Origin of the sequence: Xenorhabdus sp. IM139775 (assembly GCF_028598745.1) — a bacterium.
GTDB lineage: Bacteria > Pseudomonadota > Gammaproteobacteria > Enterobacterales > Enterobacteriaceae > Xenorhabdus.
Genome location: NZ_JAQRFK010000024.1, coordinates 1 through 19,067, shown reverse-complemented (window position 1 = coordinate 19,067; position 19,067 = coordinate 1). Strand labels below are relative to the sequence as shown.

Genomic DNA, 19,067 nt, shown 5'->3' with positions numbered 1-19,067 from the left:
TTACGACTCCTCATTCTTATGTCGCTCAAATTTTCGATTGGCTTTGTCCCAAGTTAAACGCGGATCGAACATGATTGATGCAAACATCGTCAAAACAACCACCAGTGCAAACAGTACGGCGCCCAGAGCAGGATAGATACTCATCAGTTGCCCCATGCGAACCAATGCGGACAGAACGGCAATAACGAATACATCAATCATCGACCAACGCCCAACAAACTCCACCATTTCATAAATAAAATTCATTTTTTCGGAATCATGGCTCGTCTGGCTTTTTGCATCCCAGCATAACCAGCTAATCGCCAGCATTTTCAAGACCGGCACCATGATACTGGCAATAAAAATAACCATTGCAACTGGATAAGAGCCTGAGCTCCAAAGTAAAATCACCCCTTCAAAAATGGTGGAATTAATTTGTTGTCCCAGCGCCTGAGTGACCATGATAGGCAAAATATTCGCCGGAATATAAAGTACGGCTGATGTTACCAGCAGTGCCATTGTGTATTGAAGGCTATTACGACGGCGGGCATGTCCCTTTGTGTGGCAACGAAGGCAGCGCGATTGTTGGGCAGGCAAGATTGCGGTACAGCACTGGCAGAGCCTGACACCTTGCATCAGGCCGGGTTTCCCCGCCTGCAAGGTATGACAAACTTTAGGTGCCGGCGCTATTTCATTCCAAAACCAATGTCGGTCGAGACACTGAAACGCCCTGACCTGAAACAGGCAAAACAGGCAGTAAGGGAAGAAACTCAGGCCGACGCTGATTTCGCCATGTGCCATCAATTTAACAAAGCTCACCAGCACACCCGCGAGGAAGATTTCTGCCATGCACCACGTTTTCATCTGAAACAAAATACGCGCCAGCTCTATTTTCAAGCGGCGCGCCATTTTAACGTTCTGGCATAAGAGGATGACGGCAACCATACAAAATGCCGGCACGAGCTGGACGAAGATCAGGAAAAACACCGCCATGCTGGAATAGTTTTCACTGAACATCACCTTGGGGATCTGAGTTAATGTTATTTCACTCACCATCCCCGCAACACTCATGCTAACAAAAGGAAACAGGCAAGCGAGAAAGAGCATGATGAGTGCGCTTAACGCATAGCCTGTTGGTTGATTACGCGGTTCTTTCCACTTTGCTGTCAGCAACGCGTTACACCGTGGACAAACCGCTTTTTTCCCTTGTTCCAAATCAGGCACAGCCACCAACATGTCGCATTGGGGACAAAGAACCAGCTTGTCATGCTGGTGATTGTTGGAACACAAAGTGTTTCTCCTTTAGCAAAACTCACACGTTTCTTTTACGCGGCAGCTATCATCCATTTTTCATCATTTCCAATTCCTGCCAACGATCAAAAGCAGTTTCCAATTCTTGTTCTTTATTTGCCAATTCATTCAGAGTATTTTGCGTAATTTCATGTGATTGGTTAAAGAATTCCGGGTCACTGACCTGAGATTGCAATTGATTGATCTCTGTTTCTAATTTCTCTAATAATAAGGGTAGTTGTTCTAATTCACGCCGTAAATGGTAACTTATCTTATTGTTTGTCTGTTTAGGCGATTCTTTCGGTTTTACCGCCTTATTTTCAACATCAGCCTTTTTCCCCGGGGGTTGACGCAGGGAAACAGTTTGCATCCGTTGCTGTTGGGCATCGTAATATCCCCCGACATAATGGTTGATTTCACCGTTACCTTCAAAAATCCAGCATTCAGTAACTGAATTATCAACAAATTGACGATCATGGCTCACCAGAATCACAGTGCCGGTATAACCATCAACTAATTCTTCAAGTAATTCTAATGTTTCAACATCAAGGTCATTGGTCGGTTCGTCAAGAATAAGCAAGTTGCTTGGTTTCAAAAACAGACGCGCCAGCAACAGGCGATTGCGCTCACCACCAGACAGTGCCCGCACCGGGGTCATTGCACGTTTGGGATGGAAAAGGAAATCTTGTAAATAACCCAGTACATGACGGGGACGCCCGTTGACCATCACTTCCTGTTTACCTTCAGCGAGGTTATCCATGACGGTTCTATCCGGATCCAGTGCGGCACGATGCTGATCAAAGTAAGCCACCTCAAGTTTTGTGCCACAGTGAATGCGCCCACTGTCTGCCGGCAAATCACCCAGCATTAACTTCAATAATGTCGTTTTACCGCAGCCATTTGGCCCCACCAATGCAATTTTGTCACCGCGTTGAACTTGGGCCGAGAAATTGTTGACTAATGTCTTATCACCAATCCGGTAATTGACATTTTCCATTTCAAAGACAATCTTACCGGAACGTGTCGCTTCCTCGACCTGCATTTTCGCCGTTCCCATCACATTGCGACGTTCAGAGTGTTCTACACGTAGTGCTTTCAATGCCCTTACCCGGCCTTCATTTCGGGTACGGCGTGCTTTAATGCCCTGACGGATCCAAACTTCTTCCTGCGCCAGTTTTTTGTCAAATTCAGCATTCTGCAACTCTTCAACCCGCAGCGCCTCTTCTTTTCCATCTAAATACTTATCGTAATTTCCCGGCCACGAGGTCATCTTTCCGCGATCCAGATCGACAATGCGCGTCGCCATATTACGAATGAATGAGCGGTCATGGGAAATAAACACCAGACTGCCATTGAAGTCTTTCAGGAAATTTTCCAGCCATTCGATGGTATCAATATCAAGGTGGTTGGTCGGTTCATCGAGAAACAGTACTTTTGGCGAGCAAACCAGCGCCCTGCCCAATGCGGCCTTACGTAACCACCCGCCGGACAATGAAGAGAGTTCCGCTTCTGCCGGCAGGGAGAGCTGTTTCAACACATCGCTAATCCGCTTATCCAGTGACCAGAGGCCACGGATATCCAGCACTTCCTGCAACTCGGCCAAGCGGTTGAGGTTTTTCTCACTCGGATCGGTTTCGATCAAATGTAAAGCATGATGGTACGCTTTAAGGTATTCAGCCTGCTCTTTTACCCCTTCGGCAACAAAATCAAATACCGTGCCTTCTATGTCACGCGGAGGATCTTGCTGTAAACGCGCAACAATCAGATCTTGTTCATAAATAACCTGACCATCATCCAATGGTTGCTCTTTTGCCAACACGCGCAACAATGTGGATTTGCCCGCACCATTTCGCCCGACCAGACACACCCTTTCGTTTTCTTCGATGTGCAGTTCTGCATTATCCAACAAGGGTGCATCACTGAATGATAACCAAGCACCAGATAAATTAATTAATGACATAGTGTTATTTTTCCTCACCCGCGTGACGCAGCAGCCAACAGTTATGGATCTGACGGTTACGGGCAAAATCCTGAGACAGCGTCTTTTCTGTTATTTCATTGGCAACCAGCCCTAACTGATTCAACTCAGCAAAATCCATTTTAAAACCCCGCTTATTATTGGAGAACATTAGCGTTCCACCAGAACGTAACAAGCATTTTAGTTGTTTCAATAATGTGATGTGATCACGCTGAACATCAAACGTGTTTTCCATGCGCTTGGAGTTAGAGAATGTGGGGGGATCAATAAAGATGAGATCAAATTGTTCACGCGACTCAGCTAACCATCCCAAGCAATCAGCCTGAATCAAACGGTGCTGGCGTCCGGTTAAGCCATTCACCTGTAAGTTTTTCTCTGCCCATTCAAGATAAGTGCGAGACATATCTACCGTGGTTGTCGAACGCGCACCGCCTAATCCTGCGTGAACGGTCGCTGAACCGGTATAAGCAAACAAGTTAAGAAAATCTTTGCCTCGGCTCATTTCACCCAAGGTTTTGCGGGCAATACGATGATCAAGGAATAATCCCGTATCCAAATAATCGGTCAGGTTGACCCAGAATTTCGCATCATATTCGTTGACCAAAAAGAATTCTTTCTTCTCGGCCACTTTTTCATACTGGCTTGTGCCTTTTTGACGTTGGCGGGTTTTCAAAATCAGTTGGCTGGATGATAAGCCAAGCACATTCATTGTTGCACTGATCACATCAAACAGACGTTGGCGAGCTTTATTGGCATCCACTGATTTCGGCGGTGCATATTCTTGCACAACGATTTTATCGGCATAGCGATCAACAGCCACGTTATATTCAGGTAAGTCCGCATCATATAAACGATAGCAGTCAATGCCTTGCTGCTTGGCCCACTTGCTGAGTTTTTTTTCATTCTTGCGCAGACGGTTAGCATAATCCTCAGCAATACCGGTATCCAATGACTGAGGTTTATCCGCTCCCTGCTCACGCTTCTGGATAGCATAATTTTTCTGGATACAATCCAACGGGCCATTTTTAGCCTTAAATTCACGTTCTGCGCGTAATTGCAAGCAACTCAACAACTCAGGTGAAGCACTGAACAATGACAAGCGCCAACCGGGGAAACGGGCTTTCATCACGCGACCAAATACGCTATGCAGTGCAATCAGAGCCGGTTCACTTTCAAGACGCTCACCATAAGGCGGGTTGCTCAATACGGTTCCCTCTGCTTCCGGCAGGGGATTTTCCAGTTTGCTGGCATCTCCCTGCTGGAACTGGATCAATTGGGCTACCCCTGCCCTGCGTGCATTTGAACGTGCCATATCCATGACACGGCGATCAATATCCGTGCCAAAAAAGCGGGAAGTTGTTTCCGGTAACCCCTTACGGAAACGCACCTGTGCTTCTGTCGTCACTTCACGCCAGAGGGTTTCATCGAATTTCAACCACGAAGTAAATCCCCAATGCTTGCGGTGCAGGCCGGGTGCACAATCTGCTGCCATCATGGCGGCTTCTATCAGCAATGTCCCTGAGCCACACATAGGATCAACCATTGGCGTTCCTACGCTCCAACCAGAACGCAAGATAATCGCGGCCGCCAGATTCTCTTTCAGGGGGGCTTGCCCCGCCAAATCACGGTAGCCACGGATATGCAGGCTATCTCCACTCAAATCGAGTGACACGATTGCCTTCTCTTTATGCAGGAAAACATGGACACGAACATCCGGTTGTTGTTTGGCAACATCAGGACGTTGTTTTATTTTGCGCATAAAGCTATCGACAATGGCATCCTTGACTTTCAATGCGCCATATTGTGTATTTCTGATCTCCTCATTGGTGCCACTGAAATGCACAGAGAACGTACTCTCCACTGAGAAAATCTCACTCCAGTCAATGGATTGGACACCAAGATACAGATCCAAGTCACTATAAACGTTAAATTCGTTAAGCGGCATCATGATGCGGGATGCGAGCCTGCTCCACAGCAGGCTCTGATACATTACCCGATCATCGCCCTGAAAATGAACCCCACCCTGGGCAATCTGGCAGGATTGCGCCCCCAGCATTTCCAGTTCGTTCTTTAACAGTTCTTCCAGCCCACGAGCCGTGCTGGCAAACAGAGAGTTCATCTTATTCATCATTACAAAAAATTCACCACTAAAAAAAATTGTTGCACATTATAGCCAATACCTTCGACATCTCCTAAAGTTGCTGACACGATCAATGATGAAAACATGTTGGTAAAGATAAAAACATGTCGGCAAAGATGAAAATATTTTGGAGATAATGGATGTTAACTCTGTCGCGCCTTTATACCTATCCCGTCAAATCCATGCGTGGATTACAACTCTCTCATTCCCTCGTCAATGAAAGTGGCCTGATGTTTGACCGCAATTTTATGATAACGACAACAGACGGTACTTTTGTGACTGCCCGCCAATATCCACAAATGCTGCTATTTACGCCAGCGATGCTCCATAACGGTCTGTACTTGCAGGCACCAAACGGGGAAAGCGCAACGGTACTTTATGATGATTTCCAAGAGGCGCGTTTCCCCACCGAAGTCTGGGGAAATCATTTTACCGCTTTAGTCGCCCCTGAGAGGGTGAATCGTTGGCTCAGTGGTTTTTTTAATACACCGGTACAACTCCGCTGGCTCAGTGAAGAACTGACACGGCGGGTCAAAAAATTCCCCGATGTTTCTTTATCATTTGCTGATGGCTTTCCCTATTTAATAATCAATGAAGCCTCTTTCCATGCCCTGCAACAACGTTGCCCTGCCAGCATTAAAATAGAACAGTTTCGGGCCAATATCATTGTCACCGGTGCTGCCCCTTTTGCAGAGGATAGCTGGCAGGTTATCCAAATCGGCGATATTGTTTTCGATCTGCCAAAACCTTGCAGTCGCTGTATTTTGACAACCGTCAGTCCGGAAAAAGGGCGTAAAAATCCGCAAGGGGAGCCACTGGCTACACTACAGTCTTTCAGGACGGCCACAGAAAATGGGGCGGTTGATTTTGGGCAGAATGCCATTGCCCGAAATAGTGGCATTATCCGTGTTGGCGATCCGATTACCATTTTAGAAAAAAGACCGCCACGCGAATATGGCGGCGGTGAGCAGGCGACCGATTTGGCGATCAAGGAAGTTGCTCAACAGGCTATTTCTATTGAATTCAATGGACAGCGTTTTATCGGCAATAATCAGCAAACTATTTTAGAGCAACTCGAAGATCAAGGTATTCGGGTTCCCTATTCATGTCGTGCCGGAATTTGTGGCTCTTGTAAGGTGTCTCTGATTAAAGGGGATGTATTGCCATTAAAATCAACGTCCATCAAGAATGATGGAAAAATTCTGGTATGTAGTTGTATACCTAAAAATAATTTAGTCATTGAATTAGGGTAATCATTAATAATATAAGGCGATAGTGTTTTCGATTAAATCAGGCGGTGTAAAGCATCCCTCTGCCTGATTTTTATACCCACTTTATTTTTATATCTATCTTATTAATTTTAATTGAATTTTTAATCAGGCGATATCATTATGGCAGCAAGCCATTGCGTTGATTGATGTGATAAATATATCTGGGGGAGTGTAATCAAGTACAATTAATAATATTAACCGCCGTAATAAGGTTAATAAAATGATGAACACAACGCCTAATATTTATATTGCCCTATCGTATACCGATGGCTGAGTTGGCTCGATATAAGGCATCATGCGGTCATTCATCACTTTAATGGGATCACAAAAATTCATTACACGATCATTCAGTGCTAATTTTTGCTGTGCCAGTAGACATAAACTGGCATTGTCCCCCACCTCTACAACCATAAACAGCGCTTCAGTACCACTAGCCTGTAATTGAAGCTGAACAATGCCACCGTGTTCTGGTTTTTCTACTAAAGAAAAATGGGAAAAATACCAGCTCTTCGGCATTTGTGGTTTCATGAAACGTAACGCAACCACCCCATTTAAAGCTAATTCAGCTCTCAGTGCGGGAGCGATATTGACACAACGTGAATGTTCTTCAAAGGTGTAAAAAAATGCAGCATCATCGACAGAAAATGCCATTTCTTTCATGGTAATAGCGTCGTTAGTCAGCATTTTGCTTGGGAAACAAGAACGAAAAACCATGCCATTAGCGAGATCGAGCATGACGCGGCTATGCTCAGGGTCGAAATACCAGCGCCACTGATCATCAGGTCTAATTTTCATTGATTACCCTTTTATGCTCAAAATAGCTTTTTTGGTTAAAAATAAACATTAACACCAAAATGGGAAGTTAAAAATAAATGATAAAATTTTATCTATAAGATAAAATATAGACGAGTTGAGGACAGAAATAAACCCCTGCCCCCAAATTGCAGCAAATATTCAGATATGATTAATAATATCTTTGATGAGTTTTGGCCCTTTATAGATAAAACCAGAATATATCTGAATTAATGAAGCGCCTGCTTCCATTTTTTCTCTGGCTGCAACAAGTGAATCAATTCCACCGACACCAATAATCGGTATTTCACCTTTTAATTCTTGAGCAAGGCGACGGATGATCTCTGTGCTACGCAATTGCACAGGGCGTCCACTCAATCCTCCTGCCTGCTGGCAGTGATGCAAACCTTCCACAATCTTTCTATCCAATGTGGTATTTGTTGCGATGACCCCATCAATATGATGACGCATTAAACTATCAGCAATTTTTATTAATTCTTCTTCTGACAGATCGGGAGAGATTTTAACAGCAACCGGAACATACTTCTGGAATTTTTGCTCAAGTTCACTTTGCTTATTTTTAATCGCAGATAAGAGATCATCCAGTGCATCACCATACTGTAATGTCCTCAAACCCGGCGTATTAGGAGAAGAAATATTAATAGCAATATAACCTGCATGAGGATAAATTTTATCCATGCAAATTAAATAATCCTCTTTGCCATTTTCGACCGGCGTATCTTTATTTTTACCAATATTGATCCCGATAATCCCATCGTATTTTGCGCGTTTAACATTCTCAACGAGATTATCCACCCCAAGGTTATTAAACCCCATCCGGTTGATAATCCCTTCCGCTTCAACCACACGAAATAATCTTGGCTTATCATTTCCGGCTTGTGGGCGCGGAGTCACTGTACCAATTTCAACAAACCCAAAGCCCATCGCCCCGAACGCATCAATACAATCACCGTTTTTATCAAGACCCGCGGCTAAACCAAGTGGATTGTTGAAAGACAACCCCATGCAAGTAACGGGTTTCGTAGCAACTGACTGGCGGATAAGAAATTCGAAAGGCGTACCGGCGACACGTTTAAGCTGGCGGAAAGTCAGCTCATGTGCCTGTTCAGGATCAAGCTGGAACAATGCCTTCCGTACTAGAGAATAATACATTTAAATTGACCTATTGCTTTTATCATTGCTGCGTTGTCGTCACAGGAAGAGAGCGCTAATTTACCATTATATGCGTAAACAAAAAAGCACTCTTGATGGCCAGCGGTCTGATATCCTCCGGCCAGCACCGGAGGATAGATGACAGATTAACTTTCAAGCGCCTTGGTAATCTTTTCGAACAGATCACCCGACAAGTTCTCTAATCCTTTCAACTGCTCCAGTGCCGCACGCATCAAAGCCTGACGTTTCTCATCGTAACGTTTCAGACGAAGCAATGGATCAATCAAATGTGAGGCGACTTGAGGGTTGCGGCTATTCAGATCGGTGAGGACTTCCACCAGGAATTGGTAACCACTCCCCGCTTCCGCATGGAAAGCCACTGCATTATTGCCAAAGAAGGTTCTCAGTAGTGAATAAACGCGGTTTGGATTGCTCAGGCTGAAAGAGCGGTGCTGCATCAAGCCACGTACTTTATCAAGCGCATCGAAGGCTGGATTAGTCGCTTGCAGCCTGAACCATTTATCCATGACCAGACCGTCCTGATGCCAGCGCTGATCAAATTCATCCATTAATTGATAACTGCAAGGCAATTCAGCAAACACCGCCGCAGACAAGGCCGCGATACTGTCAGTCATGTTATCAGCCTGATAATATTGTGCCGCCACTAATTTATCAGCCAGCGCTTTGTCATCAATAAAGGCTAAATAATAGAGGCAGGTATTACGCAAATCACGTTTCGCAATATCTTTATGCTCTACACGGTATGCGCCTGTCTGGAGGCTGTGATAAACCGCCGCAAATTCATCAGCCATTTCATTGGCCAGTGCTTTTGTCATTGCATGGGTGACATCATGAATAGCGTTAGGATCGACGACCGTAAACAGTTCTGCCATTTCATTTTCAGACGGAAGCGTCAGAATCAATGCTGCCAATGCCGGATCGATATCTTTATCCAGCAATACCGCACGGAAAGCATCAATGACATGTATTGGCAATTCCAGTGGCAGGCATTTTTGGTTGTGGGCAACATTTAATTGCACATAGTTGGTCAGCAATGCCTGCGCCGCATCCCAACGGGAGAACTCATTACGCGCATGTTTCATCAAGAATGAAAGCTGTTCATCACTGTAGGGATAATCCAGTTTCACTGGTGCAGAAAATTCACGCAGTAAAGAAGGCACAGGCTGTGATGGAACATCATCAAATACAAATGCTTGTTCGGCATTAATAACATTCAGGACATGATGCACGGGCTGGCCATGACGGCGCAACGGGATGACTTTTCCTTGCTTATCATACAGTTCAACGTCCAGAGGAATGTGCAGGGGCTGTTTCTCTTTCTGATCTGTCGTTGGTGGTGTCATCTGGCTGACATGCAGAATATATTGTTGTTTTTCTGCATCGTATTCATCACGGACAGCCAGCACCGGTGTGCCGGATTGGCTATACCAGCGACGGAAGAGGGTCAAATCGACGTTTGAAGCGTCTTCCATCGCCTGAACAAAATCGTCACAGGTTGCAGCACTGCCATCATGACGGTGGATATAAAGCTGCATACCCGCCTGAAATTGTTCTTCACCCAATAAGGTATGGATCATCCGAATTACTTCCGCGCCTTTTTCATAGACGGTCAACGTATAGAAGTTATTCATCTCCATCACCTGATCGGGACGGATTGGATGAGCCATCGGGCTGGCGTCTTCAGCAAACTGTGAAGCACGCATAATCCGCACATTATTAATACGGTTAACCGAACGGGAACCTAAATCAGAACTGAATTCCTGATCACGGAATACGGTCAGCCCCTCTTTCAGGCTTAACTGGAACCAGTCACGGCAGGTAATGCGGTTTCCTGTCCAGTTATGGAAATATTCATGCCCGATCACCGCTTCAATGGCGAGATAGTCTTTGTCCGTCGCGGTTTCTGTTTTTGCCAGAACATATTTGGAATTGAAGACATTCAGTCCCTTGTTCTCCATCGCCCCCATATTGAAGAAATCAACCGCGACGATCATATAGATATCAAGGTCATACTCCAGACCAAAGCGGGTTTCATCCCATTTCATCGAATTTTTCAACGATGTCATGGCCCAGCCAGCACGATCCAGATTGCCTCGATCAACAAACAGTTCCAGCGCGACCTCACGGCCACTGCGGGTCACGAACGTGTCACGCAGGACATCAAAATCCCCCGCCACCAAGGCAAACAAGTACGCCGGTTTGGGGAATGGGTCTTGCCATTTCACCCAATGGCGCCCATCTTCCAGCTCGCCTTGCCCAATACGGTTACCATTGGAAAGCAGGAATGGGTATTTGGATTTATCCGCAGTAATGCGAGTCGTAAAACAGGCCAGAACATCTGGACGATCCAAATAATAAGTGATGTGACGGAATCCTTCTGCCTCACATTGGGTACACAAGGCATCGCCAGACACATACAGCCCTTCAAGTGCGGTATTGGCTGCCGGATTAATTTCATTCACAATTTTCAGGGTGAACTGGGCTGGAAGTTGCCCAATCTGTAACTTTCCATCCTGTTCTTGATAATGCTCCCACGCTTTATCATCTATATAGAGACTTTTTAACGTGAGATTTTCTCCATCCAAAACCAGCGGGGTAATGCCATTAACCTGACGTTTTACCTGACTGATTGCGGTCACCGTTGTTTTCTCAGCACCCAGCTCAAAATCGAGATCAATGTGAGTTATTGTATAATCTGGTGCTTTGTAATCCAGACGGTGTTTAACGAGTCGCTGTTGTGTCATAGGGAACCTTTTCCATTATTTTTAACCGGCGTGCTTTAACGGGATGTGTTTTGACAGATTTAGTTGATAACACCTGCATAACCTTATCTACAAGGCGCCTAGCATATTGCGTTTCCATAGAAACATTCAAATCGCTAACGCTGCCACAGAGAAACCCTTCTTTCAATCAATAAGCTTCTCTTTTTAGATGTTAATAACTTATGAAATAAAGGTATAAATGATGTAGTCAGCATATTAGTACTTTCGTGCAAATTGTCATCTCATATCTTATTTAACATGATATTATCTATAAATGGATTAACCTTGATCTTTAGATTCGGGAAAATATATATAGTTATATGGCTTTAATAACCCAATAATCACGCTATACTCTCCCGACTTTATCGATTTAGCTGACACGAATACGCTCCGCGAGGATGCCTGACGCGCCATGACTTTAGACGCTACCCCGATTATCAAATCACTGCTTGATACTGATGCTTATAAGTTTCACATGCAGCAAGCAGTGTACCACCATTACAGCACCATTCCTGTTGTTGCAGAATTTCGTTGTCGTGGTGATGAGCTGCTTGGAGAATACGCCGAAGCATTACGTCATCAAGTTGACATGATGGCAGATTTAACATTGACAGAACGCGAAGTCGATTATCTTTCTCGCCTCCCGTTCTTTAAAGAGGATTACCTGAACTGGTGCAAAACATTCCGCTTTAATCCTAAACAAGTCGAAGTTTCTGTTACCCATGAAGGGCAATTGGCCGTCCGTATTACTGGTTTATGGCACGAAGTTATCTTGTGGGAAGTGCCTCTGCTTGCCCTGATCAGCGAATTGGTTCATCGTCACCGCTCACCTGAAATAACCCCCGAAGATGCTGTTATCCAGCTAAGAAAACTGATTGAACTGTTTTATAAAGACGTGACGGAAGAAAATATCGATCTGTCCGGTTTCAAGTTAATGGATTTTGGTACTCGCCGTCGTTTTTCACACGAAGTACAATATGCCATTATCAATGAGCTGAAAAATAACTTTCCTTATTTGATTGGCACCAGTAATTATCAACTGGCAAAACAGCTTGATCTTCCCCCCCTCGGCACACAAGCCCATGAATGGTTTCAGGCTCATCAACAGATTAGCCCGGAACTCGCCAATAGTCAGCGGGCAGCGCTGAAAACCTGGCTGGCTGAATATCCAGATCATCTGGGTATCGCCCTGACTGACTGCATCACGATGGATGCTTTCCTGCGGGATTTTGACAAACCATTAGCAATGGCTTACCAAGGTCTGCGCCATGATTCAGGTGATCCTATTGAGTGGGGTGAAAAAGCCATCGCGCACTACCAATCACTGGGTATCGATCCCATGACGAAAACATTGGTGTTCTCTGACAGTTTGGATTTGCAAAAAGCATTGGCGCTGTATCGCCATTTCCATCAGAGAATCAATGTTATTTTCGGTATTGGCACCCGGCTGACCTGTAATATTCCGGGCATAAAGCCGCTGAATATTGTTATCAAGCTCGTCGAATGCAATGGCAAACCCGTAGCAAAACTTTCCGATAGTCCCGGGAAGACGATTTGTGAAGATGATGAGTTTGTCGATCGATTACGTCGGGCGTTTGACCTTCCCTATATCGAGAAGGCCGTCTAGCGCAAGCAATATCCAGCGCAAGCAATATAGAAAAACGGTATAATCTGGCTAATTATTCTCTTGCGTAACCAGTCTTGTGCTGGTTACGCAAATAAAAAAGCAACTTTTCCCTCTGTTTCCGCCTTAACACCCGCAATTTCCTCTTGTTTCCTGAGAGATGGCAAGTAAGATAGAGGATCTGCTCCCTAATCAAGGGAGTAGTGAGTCAATCTATCAAGTTATTAATCCACTATATAAAAAAAGAGAGAAATTTATGAGCGTAGCGCCTGTAGTCGATGTGCTGCAAGGTCGTGTTCCGGTTGGCAACGAAGTCACCGTTCGCGGTTGGGTACGTACAAGGAGAGATTCTAAAGCTGGTATCTCATTCCTCGCCGTCTATGACGGTTCCTGCTTTAATCCATTACAGGCCGTCGTTAATAATAATTTACCTAATTATCAGGATGAAGTATTACATTTAACCACGGGCTGCTCAGTTGAAGTCACGGGTACCGTGGTGGAATCGCAAGGCAAAGGCCAGTCGTTTGAATTGCAAGCGGCTCAGGTTGTTGTCGTGGGTATGGTTGATGATCCTGATACTTACCCAATGGCGGCCAAACGCCACAGTATTGAGTACCTGCGTGAGGTCGCCCATCTTCGCCCGCGCACCAACTTGATCGGCGCAGTGGCGCGTGTTCGCCATACACTGGCTCAAGCGCTGCACCGTTTCTTCCATGAAAAAGGCTTCTTCTGGGTGTCTTCCCCCCTGATCACCGCATCAGATACAGAAGGTGCCGGCGAAATGTTCCGCGTTTCCACGTTGGATCTGCAAAACCTGCCACGCACAGACAAAGGTGACGTGGATTTCAGCCAAGACTTTTTCGGCAGTGAAGCATTCCTAACGGTATCCGGCCAGTTAAACGGTGAAGCTTATGCTTGCGCGTTAAGCAAAATTTACACCTTCGGGCCAACTTTCCGGGCAGAAAACTCCAATACCAGCCGTCACTTGGCTGAATTTTGGATGGTTGAACCCGAAGTGGCTTTTGCCGATCTGAATGATATTGCCAAGCTCTCCGAAGAGATGCTGAAATATGTTTTCAAGGCGGCATTGGAAGAGCGTGCTGATGATCTGGCTTTCTTTGCAGAACGTGTTGATAGTGAAGTTATTACGCGACTGGAAAAATTTGTTGATTCCGATTTTGTTCAGTTGGATTACACCGACGCCATCGAAATTCTGGAAAATTGTGGCCAGCAATTTGAAAACCCGGTTTTCTGGGGTGTGGATTTGGCATCAGAGCATGAACGTTATCTGGCAGAGAAACATTTCAACGCGCCGGTGATCATGAAAAACTATCCAAAAGACATTAAAGCCTTCTATATGCGCATGAACGAAGATGGCAAAACCGTTGCGGCGATGGATGTGCTGGCGCCGGGCATCGGTGAAATCATCGGGGGTTCTCAGCGTGAAGAGCGTCTGGATAGGCTGGATCAGCGCATGGAAGAAATGGGGCTGAATAAAGAAGATTACTGGTGGTATCGTGATCTGCGTCGTTACGGCACCGTTCCTCATGCCGGTTTCGGTTTGGGCTTCGAACGTTTGGTCGCTTATGTTACCGGCGTCTCCAACGTTCGTGACGTTATTCCCTTCCCACGGACACCAAGAAACGCAAGTTTCTAATGAATCAGATCAATAAATAAGCTAAAAATCAATCCCTCAAAAAGCCGACGAAAGTTGGCTTTTTTTATTCTATGGCGAAAAGCACATAAAAAAAGTTCCCTGATATTTACATTTTGAAACATCTATTTTCATTTTGTTACTTATTTTGCACTTTTGTAGCATTTTGAAGGTAGATAAAATTCATGACCAATGGAACACTGGTCGCCGACTAATAAGACACTCAATACCCATAAATAGTTCCAAAATTTTTTAGTGTTCTATTTCTGGCAGTGGCAGGTGTCGAGATAACACCAATGAGGGTAATAATAATGAAACGCAATATTCTTGCAGTGGTCATCCCAGCTTTGCTGGTTGCTGGTACAGCAAACGCAGCTGAAATTTTTAACAAAGACGGCAACAAACTGGATCTGTACGGTAAAGTTGACGTTCGTCACCAAATCGCAGACAGCAGAAGCGGTCAAGATGGTGATGACTCTTACGCACGTATCGGTATCAAAGGTGAAACTCAGATCTCTGACCAACTGACTGGTTTCGGTCGTTGGGAATACAACCTGAATGCTAACGATGTAGAAGGTAAGCAAGAAACCAAAACTCGTCTGGCTTTCGCGGGTTTGAAATTCGCTAACTACGGTACATTGGATTACGGCCGCAACTACGGCGTAAACTATGATGTCAACGCATGGACTGACGTACTGCCAATCTTCGGTGGCGACTCCATGTCTAAAACTGATAACTACATGACTGGCCGTGCGACAGGTCTGTTGACTTACCGTAACACTGACTTCTTTGGTCTGGTTGATGGTCTGACTTTTGCCCTGCAATACCAAGGCCAAAACAGCGAGCGCACCAAAAATGGCCGCAGCGGAGCAACTGCGAACGGTGACGGTTACGGTTTATCTACTACTTATGACGTAGGTTACGGTATCACTTTAGGTGCTTCTTACGCTAACTCTACTCGTGCAAACGGTGATTGGGTTAAGGGTTATGCTCACGGTAAACGTGCTGAAGCATGGAACTTGGGTGCTAAATACGATGCCAACAACGTATACTTGGCAGCAATGTACGGTGAAACCCGTAACATGACTTCTGGTTCAGTAAAAATTGAGAAAGATTCATTCAACGGTGTTGCTAATAAAACCCAGAACTTTGAAGCTGTTGCACAATACCTGTTCTCTGACTTAGGCCTGAAACCATCTCTGGCTTATGTTCAGTCTAAAGCTAAAAACGTTGGTGAACCAAGAAGCACTACTAGCGCAGATCTGGTTAAATACGTTTCTGTAGGTACTTACTACTACTTTAACAAAAACCTGTCTACTTACGTTGATTACAAAATCAACCTGCTGGACAAACACAAAGGTGGCGATGCAAACGCTCGCAACGTATTCGGTGTTGGTCTGACTTATCAGTTCTAATTACTGCTGATAAACGGTTTAACAAAAAGTTAACCCCATTTATCGCAGAAAAAGCAGCGCTTCGGCGCTGTTTTTTGCGTTTTACTTCCCTGTTTTTTCAGGCTCTTTTTCTCACTTCGTAAACGACTTCACAAGATTTTATTCTTTTTGCTACAAGTGGTTGGCAAATAGATTCCTTAAGGTTACCCTGAACGCGTATCACTTACTTTGGGCTTAACTCTCCAAGTCTTGGAATCAAAAAAAATGTTTGAAAAAATCACCGCAGCGCCTGCCGACCCTATTCTTGGTTTAGCGGATAGCTTTAAAGCCGATCCCCGTGAAAATAAAATTAACTTGGGTATTGGTGTTTACAAAGATGAAACAGGTAAAACGCCAGTCCTGACCACCGTTAAAAAGGCAGAGAAATTCCTGCTGGAAAACGAGACTACCAAAAATTATCTGGCAATTAGTGGATTACCTGAATTTGGCCGTGCCACTCAGGAACTGCTCTTCGGCAAAACCAGCCCTGTCGTCACTGACCAACGCGCCCGTACTGTACAAAGTCCGGGTGGAACTGGCGCATTGCGCATTGCCGCTGACTTTATTGCCAAACAGACCAACGCAAAACGTGTCTGGATCAGCAATCCAACTTGGCCAAACCATAAAGGTGTTTTCGCCAGCGCAGGTTTAGAGATCCGCGAATACAACTATTATGATGCAGAAAATCATGCCTTGGATTTCGATAGCATGTTGGCAAGCCTGTCTGAAGCCCAAGCCGGCGATGTTGTCTTACTGCATGGTTGCTGCCATAACCCAACCGGTATCGATCCAACGGCTGAACAGTGGCAGAAACTGGCAGATCTGTCTGCTGAAAATGGCTGGCTGCCCGTGTTCGACTTTGCTTACCAAGGGTTTTCCAAGGGGCTGGATGAAGATGCAGAAGGTCTGCGTATCTTTACCAGAAACCACAATGAGCTGATCGTGGCCAGCTCTTATTCCAAAAACTTTGGTTTGTACAATGAGCGTGTTGGTGCCTGCACCATCGTTGCAGCAGACAGCGATACCGCAGAAAAAGCATTCAGCCAAGCAAAATCCATTGTACGTACTAACTATTCCAACCCACCGGCACACGGTGCCTCTGTTGTGACGACTATTCTGTCCAATGATGATCTGAAAGCAGAGTGGATTCAGGAATTGGCAACAATGCGTGAGCGCATTCAGCGTATGCGCCAGTTGTTTGTAAACACCTTACAAGAAAAAGGTGCGAAGCAAGATTTTAGCTTTATTATTGCCCAAAATGGCATGTTCTCATTCAGCGGCTTGACTAAAGAACAAGTTGAGCGTCTGCGTGAAGAATATGGTGTTTACGCGGTGAGTTCTGGCCGTATCAACGTCGCGGGCCTGACACTGGAGAATATGGTTCCTCTGTGTGAAGCTATCGTTGCAGTTCTTTAAGCTGGATCGTTGCTCTTTCTGCCTAAAAGCCGCTGACAAAGCGGCTTTTATCCTTCTTACACGAATTTTTTACAGCAATTTTTTACAACCAAGACGTGTTCAATCAATCCTGCAAGAATGGGTTGGTTTTCCGTTCATGTCCCAATGTCGACATTGGCCCGTGACCGGGAATAAATTGATATTCATCACCTAATGGCAGTACTTTTTCTTTGATAGATTGAATCAGTTCATCATAATTCCCGCCGGGAAAATCCGTGCGACCGATACTGCCCTTAAACAACACATCTCCCATTGAGATTAATTTATCAGCGTGATTAGCAAGGACAATATGCCCTGGGGTGTGCCCCGGACAATGCAAAACAGACAGTTCTATATTGCCAATCTGCAATGTATCACCTTCATCCAGCCAGAGCTCCGGCGTAAAAGAGGGGCATGGTTCAACACCAAACATCTGGCATTGAATTTCCAGACCTTCGATCCAAAAAGCATCTTCCTTATGTGGCCCGTAAACAGGTACACCAAAATGCTTCGCAACATCAACCGTCGCACCAACATGATCATAATGACCATGCGTCAGCAAAATTTGGGTTAGTTTCAGTTCACGGCGTTCTATCTCGGCAATAAGTTGTTCAGCATTACCGCCGGGATCAACAATCGCCGCTTCCTGAGTATCTTCACACCAAATTAAAGTACAATTTTGCATCGCCATCGTGACGGGGATAATGTGGTATTTCATGATATCGTTTCACTCCACAATCAAGACTCATAACTGGTAATAAGGTTACCACGTCCTGACCGGGCCTGTATCAATATGAATAAAATTACTCTTTGGATAAAAACCCACGCCCCCTGCCCGCATTTTTAATGCGGCCTTACGAATATGGGCGAGCTTAATACCTTCAATATGGAAATCCATCGCTTTTCCACGGGTATGGTAACTCTGCTTTGCCACCCCACTACTGACCTGACGCAATCGATTATTTGTTGCCAAGGAACGATAACCCGAAATTAATTGAACAGACTTATTTATTCCCATCATCATTTGCAATAAATAAATTTGGTCAAATAATTTCGGGTCAATAGCTTTGATCTCATTTTGACGAAAATCGCGAAATAAATGATCCAGACGGATTAATTCTGATTTATTATAGCGGTGACCATCAAAGAATTCGGCCTTGAGCGTTTCTCCGGTATGCAGATTATCGAAACGTAAAATTCGGGGACGAGGCGTTGTCAATGCAGCCAAAGCAGATTGAGGTAATAAACTTAATCCCAATGCAGCCACACTTAAGCCGAGCCACTTTCGGCGATCGTGGTCAATAATATTCATGGATAATATGCCCTGCTATTCTCTGATATATTAATATTGTCTAAACTCATTAATCACTCAACTTCACTGACTAATAAGACACTCACAAATAAAAAGTAGTTTCAATTATTTTGTATATTACTGTAAATTCACCATGCCATTATTGTGATCAAGATAACATAATGCAAATCTCATTAAATAAAGATTAAATTTTAACGATGCTGT

At 44.8% G+C, this 19,067-nt stretch carries 13 protein-coding genes; 5 read left to right on the top strand and 8 right to left on the bottom strand.

Features of this window, described 5'->3' with window-relative positions:
* Genes pqiA through rlmKL form a run of 3 tightly spaced genes read right to left on the bottom strand, consistent with a single transcriptional unit; the run spans window position 1 to window position 5,366 of the window.
* Window positions 1–1,269, bottom strand: a complete 1,269-nt coding sequence (gene pqiA, locus PSI17_RS07445) for a membrane integrity-associated transporter subunit PqiA (RefSeq protein WP_273551371.1) — start codon at window positions 1,267–1,269, stop codon at window positions 1–3.
* A gap of 49 nt (window positions 1,270–1,318) precedes the next feature.
* On the bottom strand, window positions 1,319–3,229 hold the full coding sequence (locus PSI17_RS07440; RefSeq protein WP_273551370.1) for an ABC transporter ATP-binding protein: 1,911 nt from the start codon (window positions 3,227–3,229) through the stop codon (window positions 1,319–1,321).
* Between the two features lie 4 nt (window positions 3,230–3,233).
* Window positions 3,234–5,366, bottom strand: coding sequence for a bifunctional 23S rRNA (guanine(2069)-N(7))-methyltransferase RlmK/23S rRNA (guanine(2445)-N(2))-methyltransferase RlmL (gene rlmKL, locus PSI17_RS07435; protein ID WP_273551396.1), 2,133 nt, complete (start codon window positions 5,364–5,366; stop codon window positions 3,234–3,236).
* A gap of 161 nt (window positions 5,367–5,527) precedes the next feature.
* On the opposite strand from rlmKL, the gene PSI17_RS07430 reads away from it, so the two are divergent.
* On the top strand, window positions 5,528–6,640 hold the full coding sequence (locus PSI17_RS07430) for a YcbX family protein (protein WP_273551369.1): 1,113 nt from the start codon (window positions 5,528–5,530) through the stop codon (window positions 6,638–6,640).
* 261 nt (window positions 6,641–6,901) lie between these two features.
* On the opposite strand, the gene PSI17_RS07425 is transcribed toward PSI17_RS07430, so the two are convergent.
* The 3 genes from PSI17_RS07425 to pepN all read right to left on the bottom strand — a co-directional run bounded on the left by PSI17_RS07425 (window position 6,902) and on the right by pepN (window position 11,388).
* Complete coding sequence (locus PSI17_RS07425; RefSeq protein ID WP_273551368.1) at window positions 6,902–7,453, bottom strand: cell division protein ZapC; 552 nt, start codon at window positions 7,451–7,453, stop codon at window positions 6,902–6,904.
* Between the two features lie 159 nt (window positions 7,454–7,612).
* Window positions 7,613–8,623, bottom strand: coding sequence for a quinone-dependent dihydroorotate dehydrogenase (gene pyrD / locus PSI17_RS07420; RefSeq protein WP_273551367.1), 1,011 nt, complete (start codon window positions 8,621–8,623; stop codon window positions 7,613–7,615).
* Between the two features lie 146 nt (window positions 8,624–8,769).
* Window positions 8,770–11,388, bottom strand: a complete 2,619-nt coding sequence (gene pepN / locus PSI17_RS07415; RefSeq protein WP_273551366.1) for an aminopeptidase N — start codon at window positions 11,386–11,388, stop codon at window positions 8,770–8,772.
* Between the two features lie 430 nt (window positions 11,389–11,818).
* Between pepN and pncB the strand changes: the two genes are divergently transcribed.
* The 4 genes from pncB (at window position 11,819) to PSI17_RS07395 (ending at window position 17,533) form a co-directional block, all read left to right on the top strand.
* The gene (gene pncB / locus PSI17_RS07410) at window positions 11,819–13,033 is read left to right on the top strand and encodes a nicotinate phosphoribosyltransferase (protein ID WP_273551365.1); all 1,215 of its coding nucleotides are present in this window, start codon (window positions 11,819–11,821) and stop codon (window positions 13,031–13,033) included.
* Between the two features lie 253 nt (window positions 13,034–13,286).
* Window positions 13,287–14,687, top strand: a complete 1,401-nt coding sequence (asnS, locus tag PSI17_RS07405) for an asparagine--tRNA ligase (RefSeq protein ID WP_273551364.1) — start codon at window positions 13,287–13,289, stop codon at window positions 14,685–14,687.
* Between the two features lie 308 nt (window positions 14,688–14,995).
* Window positions 14,996–16,099 carry a porin gene (locus tag PSI17_RS07400; RefSeq protein ID WP_273551363.1) on the top strand — a complete coding sequence of 368 codons (1,104 nt, stop codon included), beginning with the start codon at window positions 14,996–14,998 and terminating at the stop codon, window positions 16,097–16,099.
* 243 nt (window positions 16,100–16,342) lie between these two features.
* A complete protein-coding gene (locus tag PSI17_RS07395) occupies window positions 16,343–17,533 on the top strand; it encodes an amino acid aminotransferase (protein ID WP_273551362.1) in 1,191 nt (396 codons plus the stop codon).
* 103 nt (window positions 17,534–17,636) lie between these two features.
* Here PSI17_RS07395 and PSI17_RS07390 read toward each other — a convergent pair whose 3' ends face one another.
* Together PSI17_RS07390 and PSI17_RS07385 are read right to left on the bottom strand one after the other, a co-directional pair.
* Window positions 17,637–18,269, bottom strand: coding sequence for an MBL fold metallo-hydrolase (locus tag PSI17_RS07390; RefSeq protein ID WP_273551361.1), 633 nt, complete (start codon window positions 18,267–18,269; stop codon window positions 17,637–17,639).
* 45 nt (window positions 18,270–18,314) lie between these two features.
* A complete protein-coding gene (locus PSI17_RS07385; RefSeq protein WP_273551360.1) occupies window positions 18,315–18,863 on the bottom strand; it encodes a YcbK family protein in 549 nt (182 codons plus the stop codon).
* Between the last annotated feature and the right edge of the window lie 204 nt (window positions 18,864–19,067).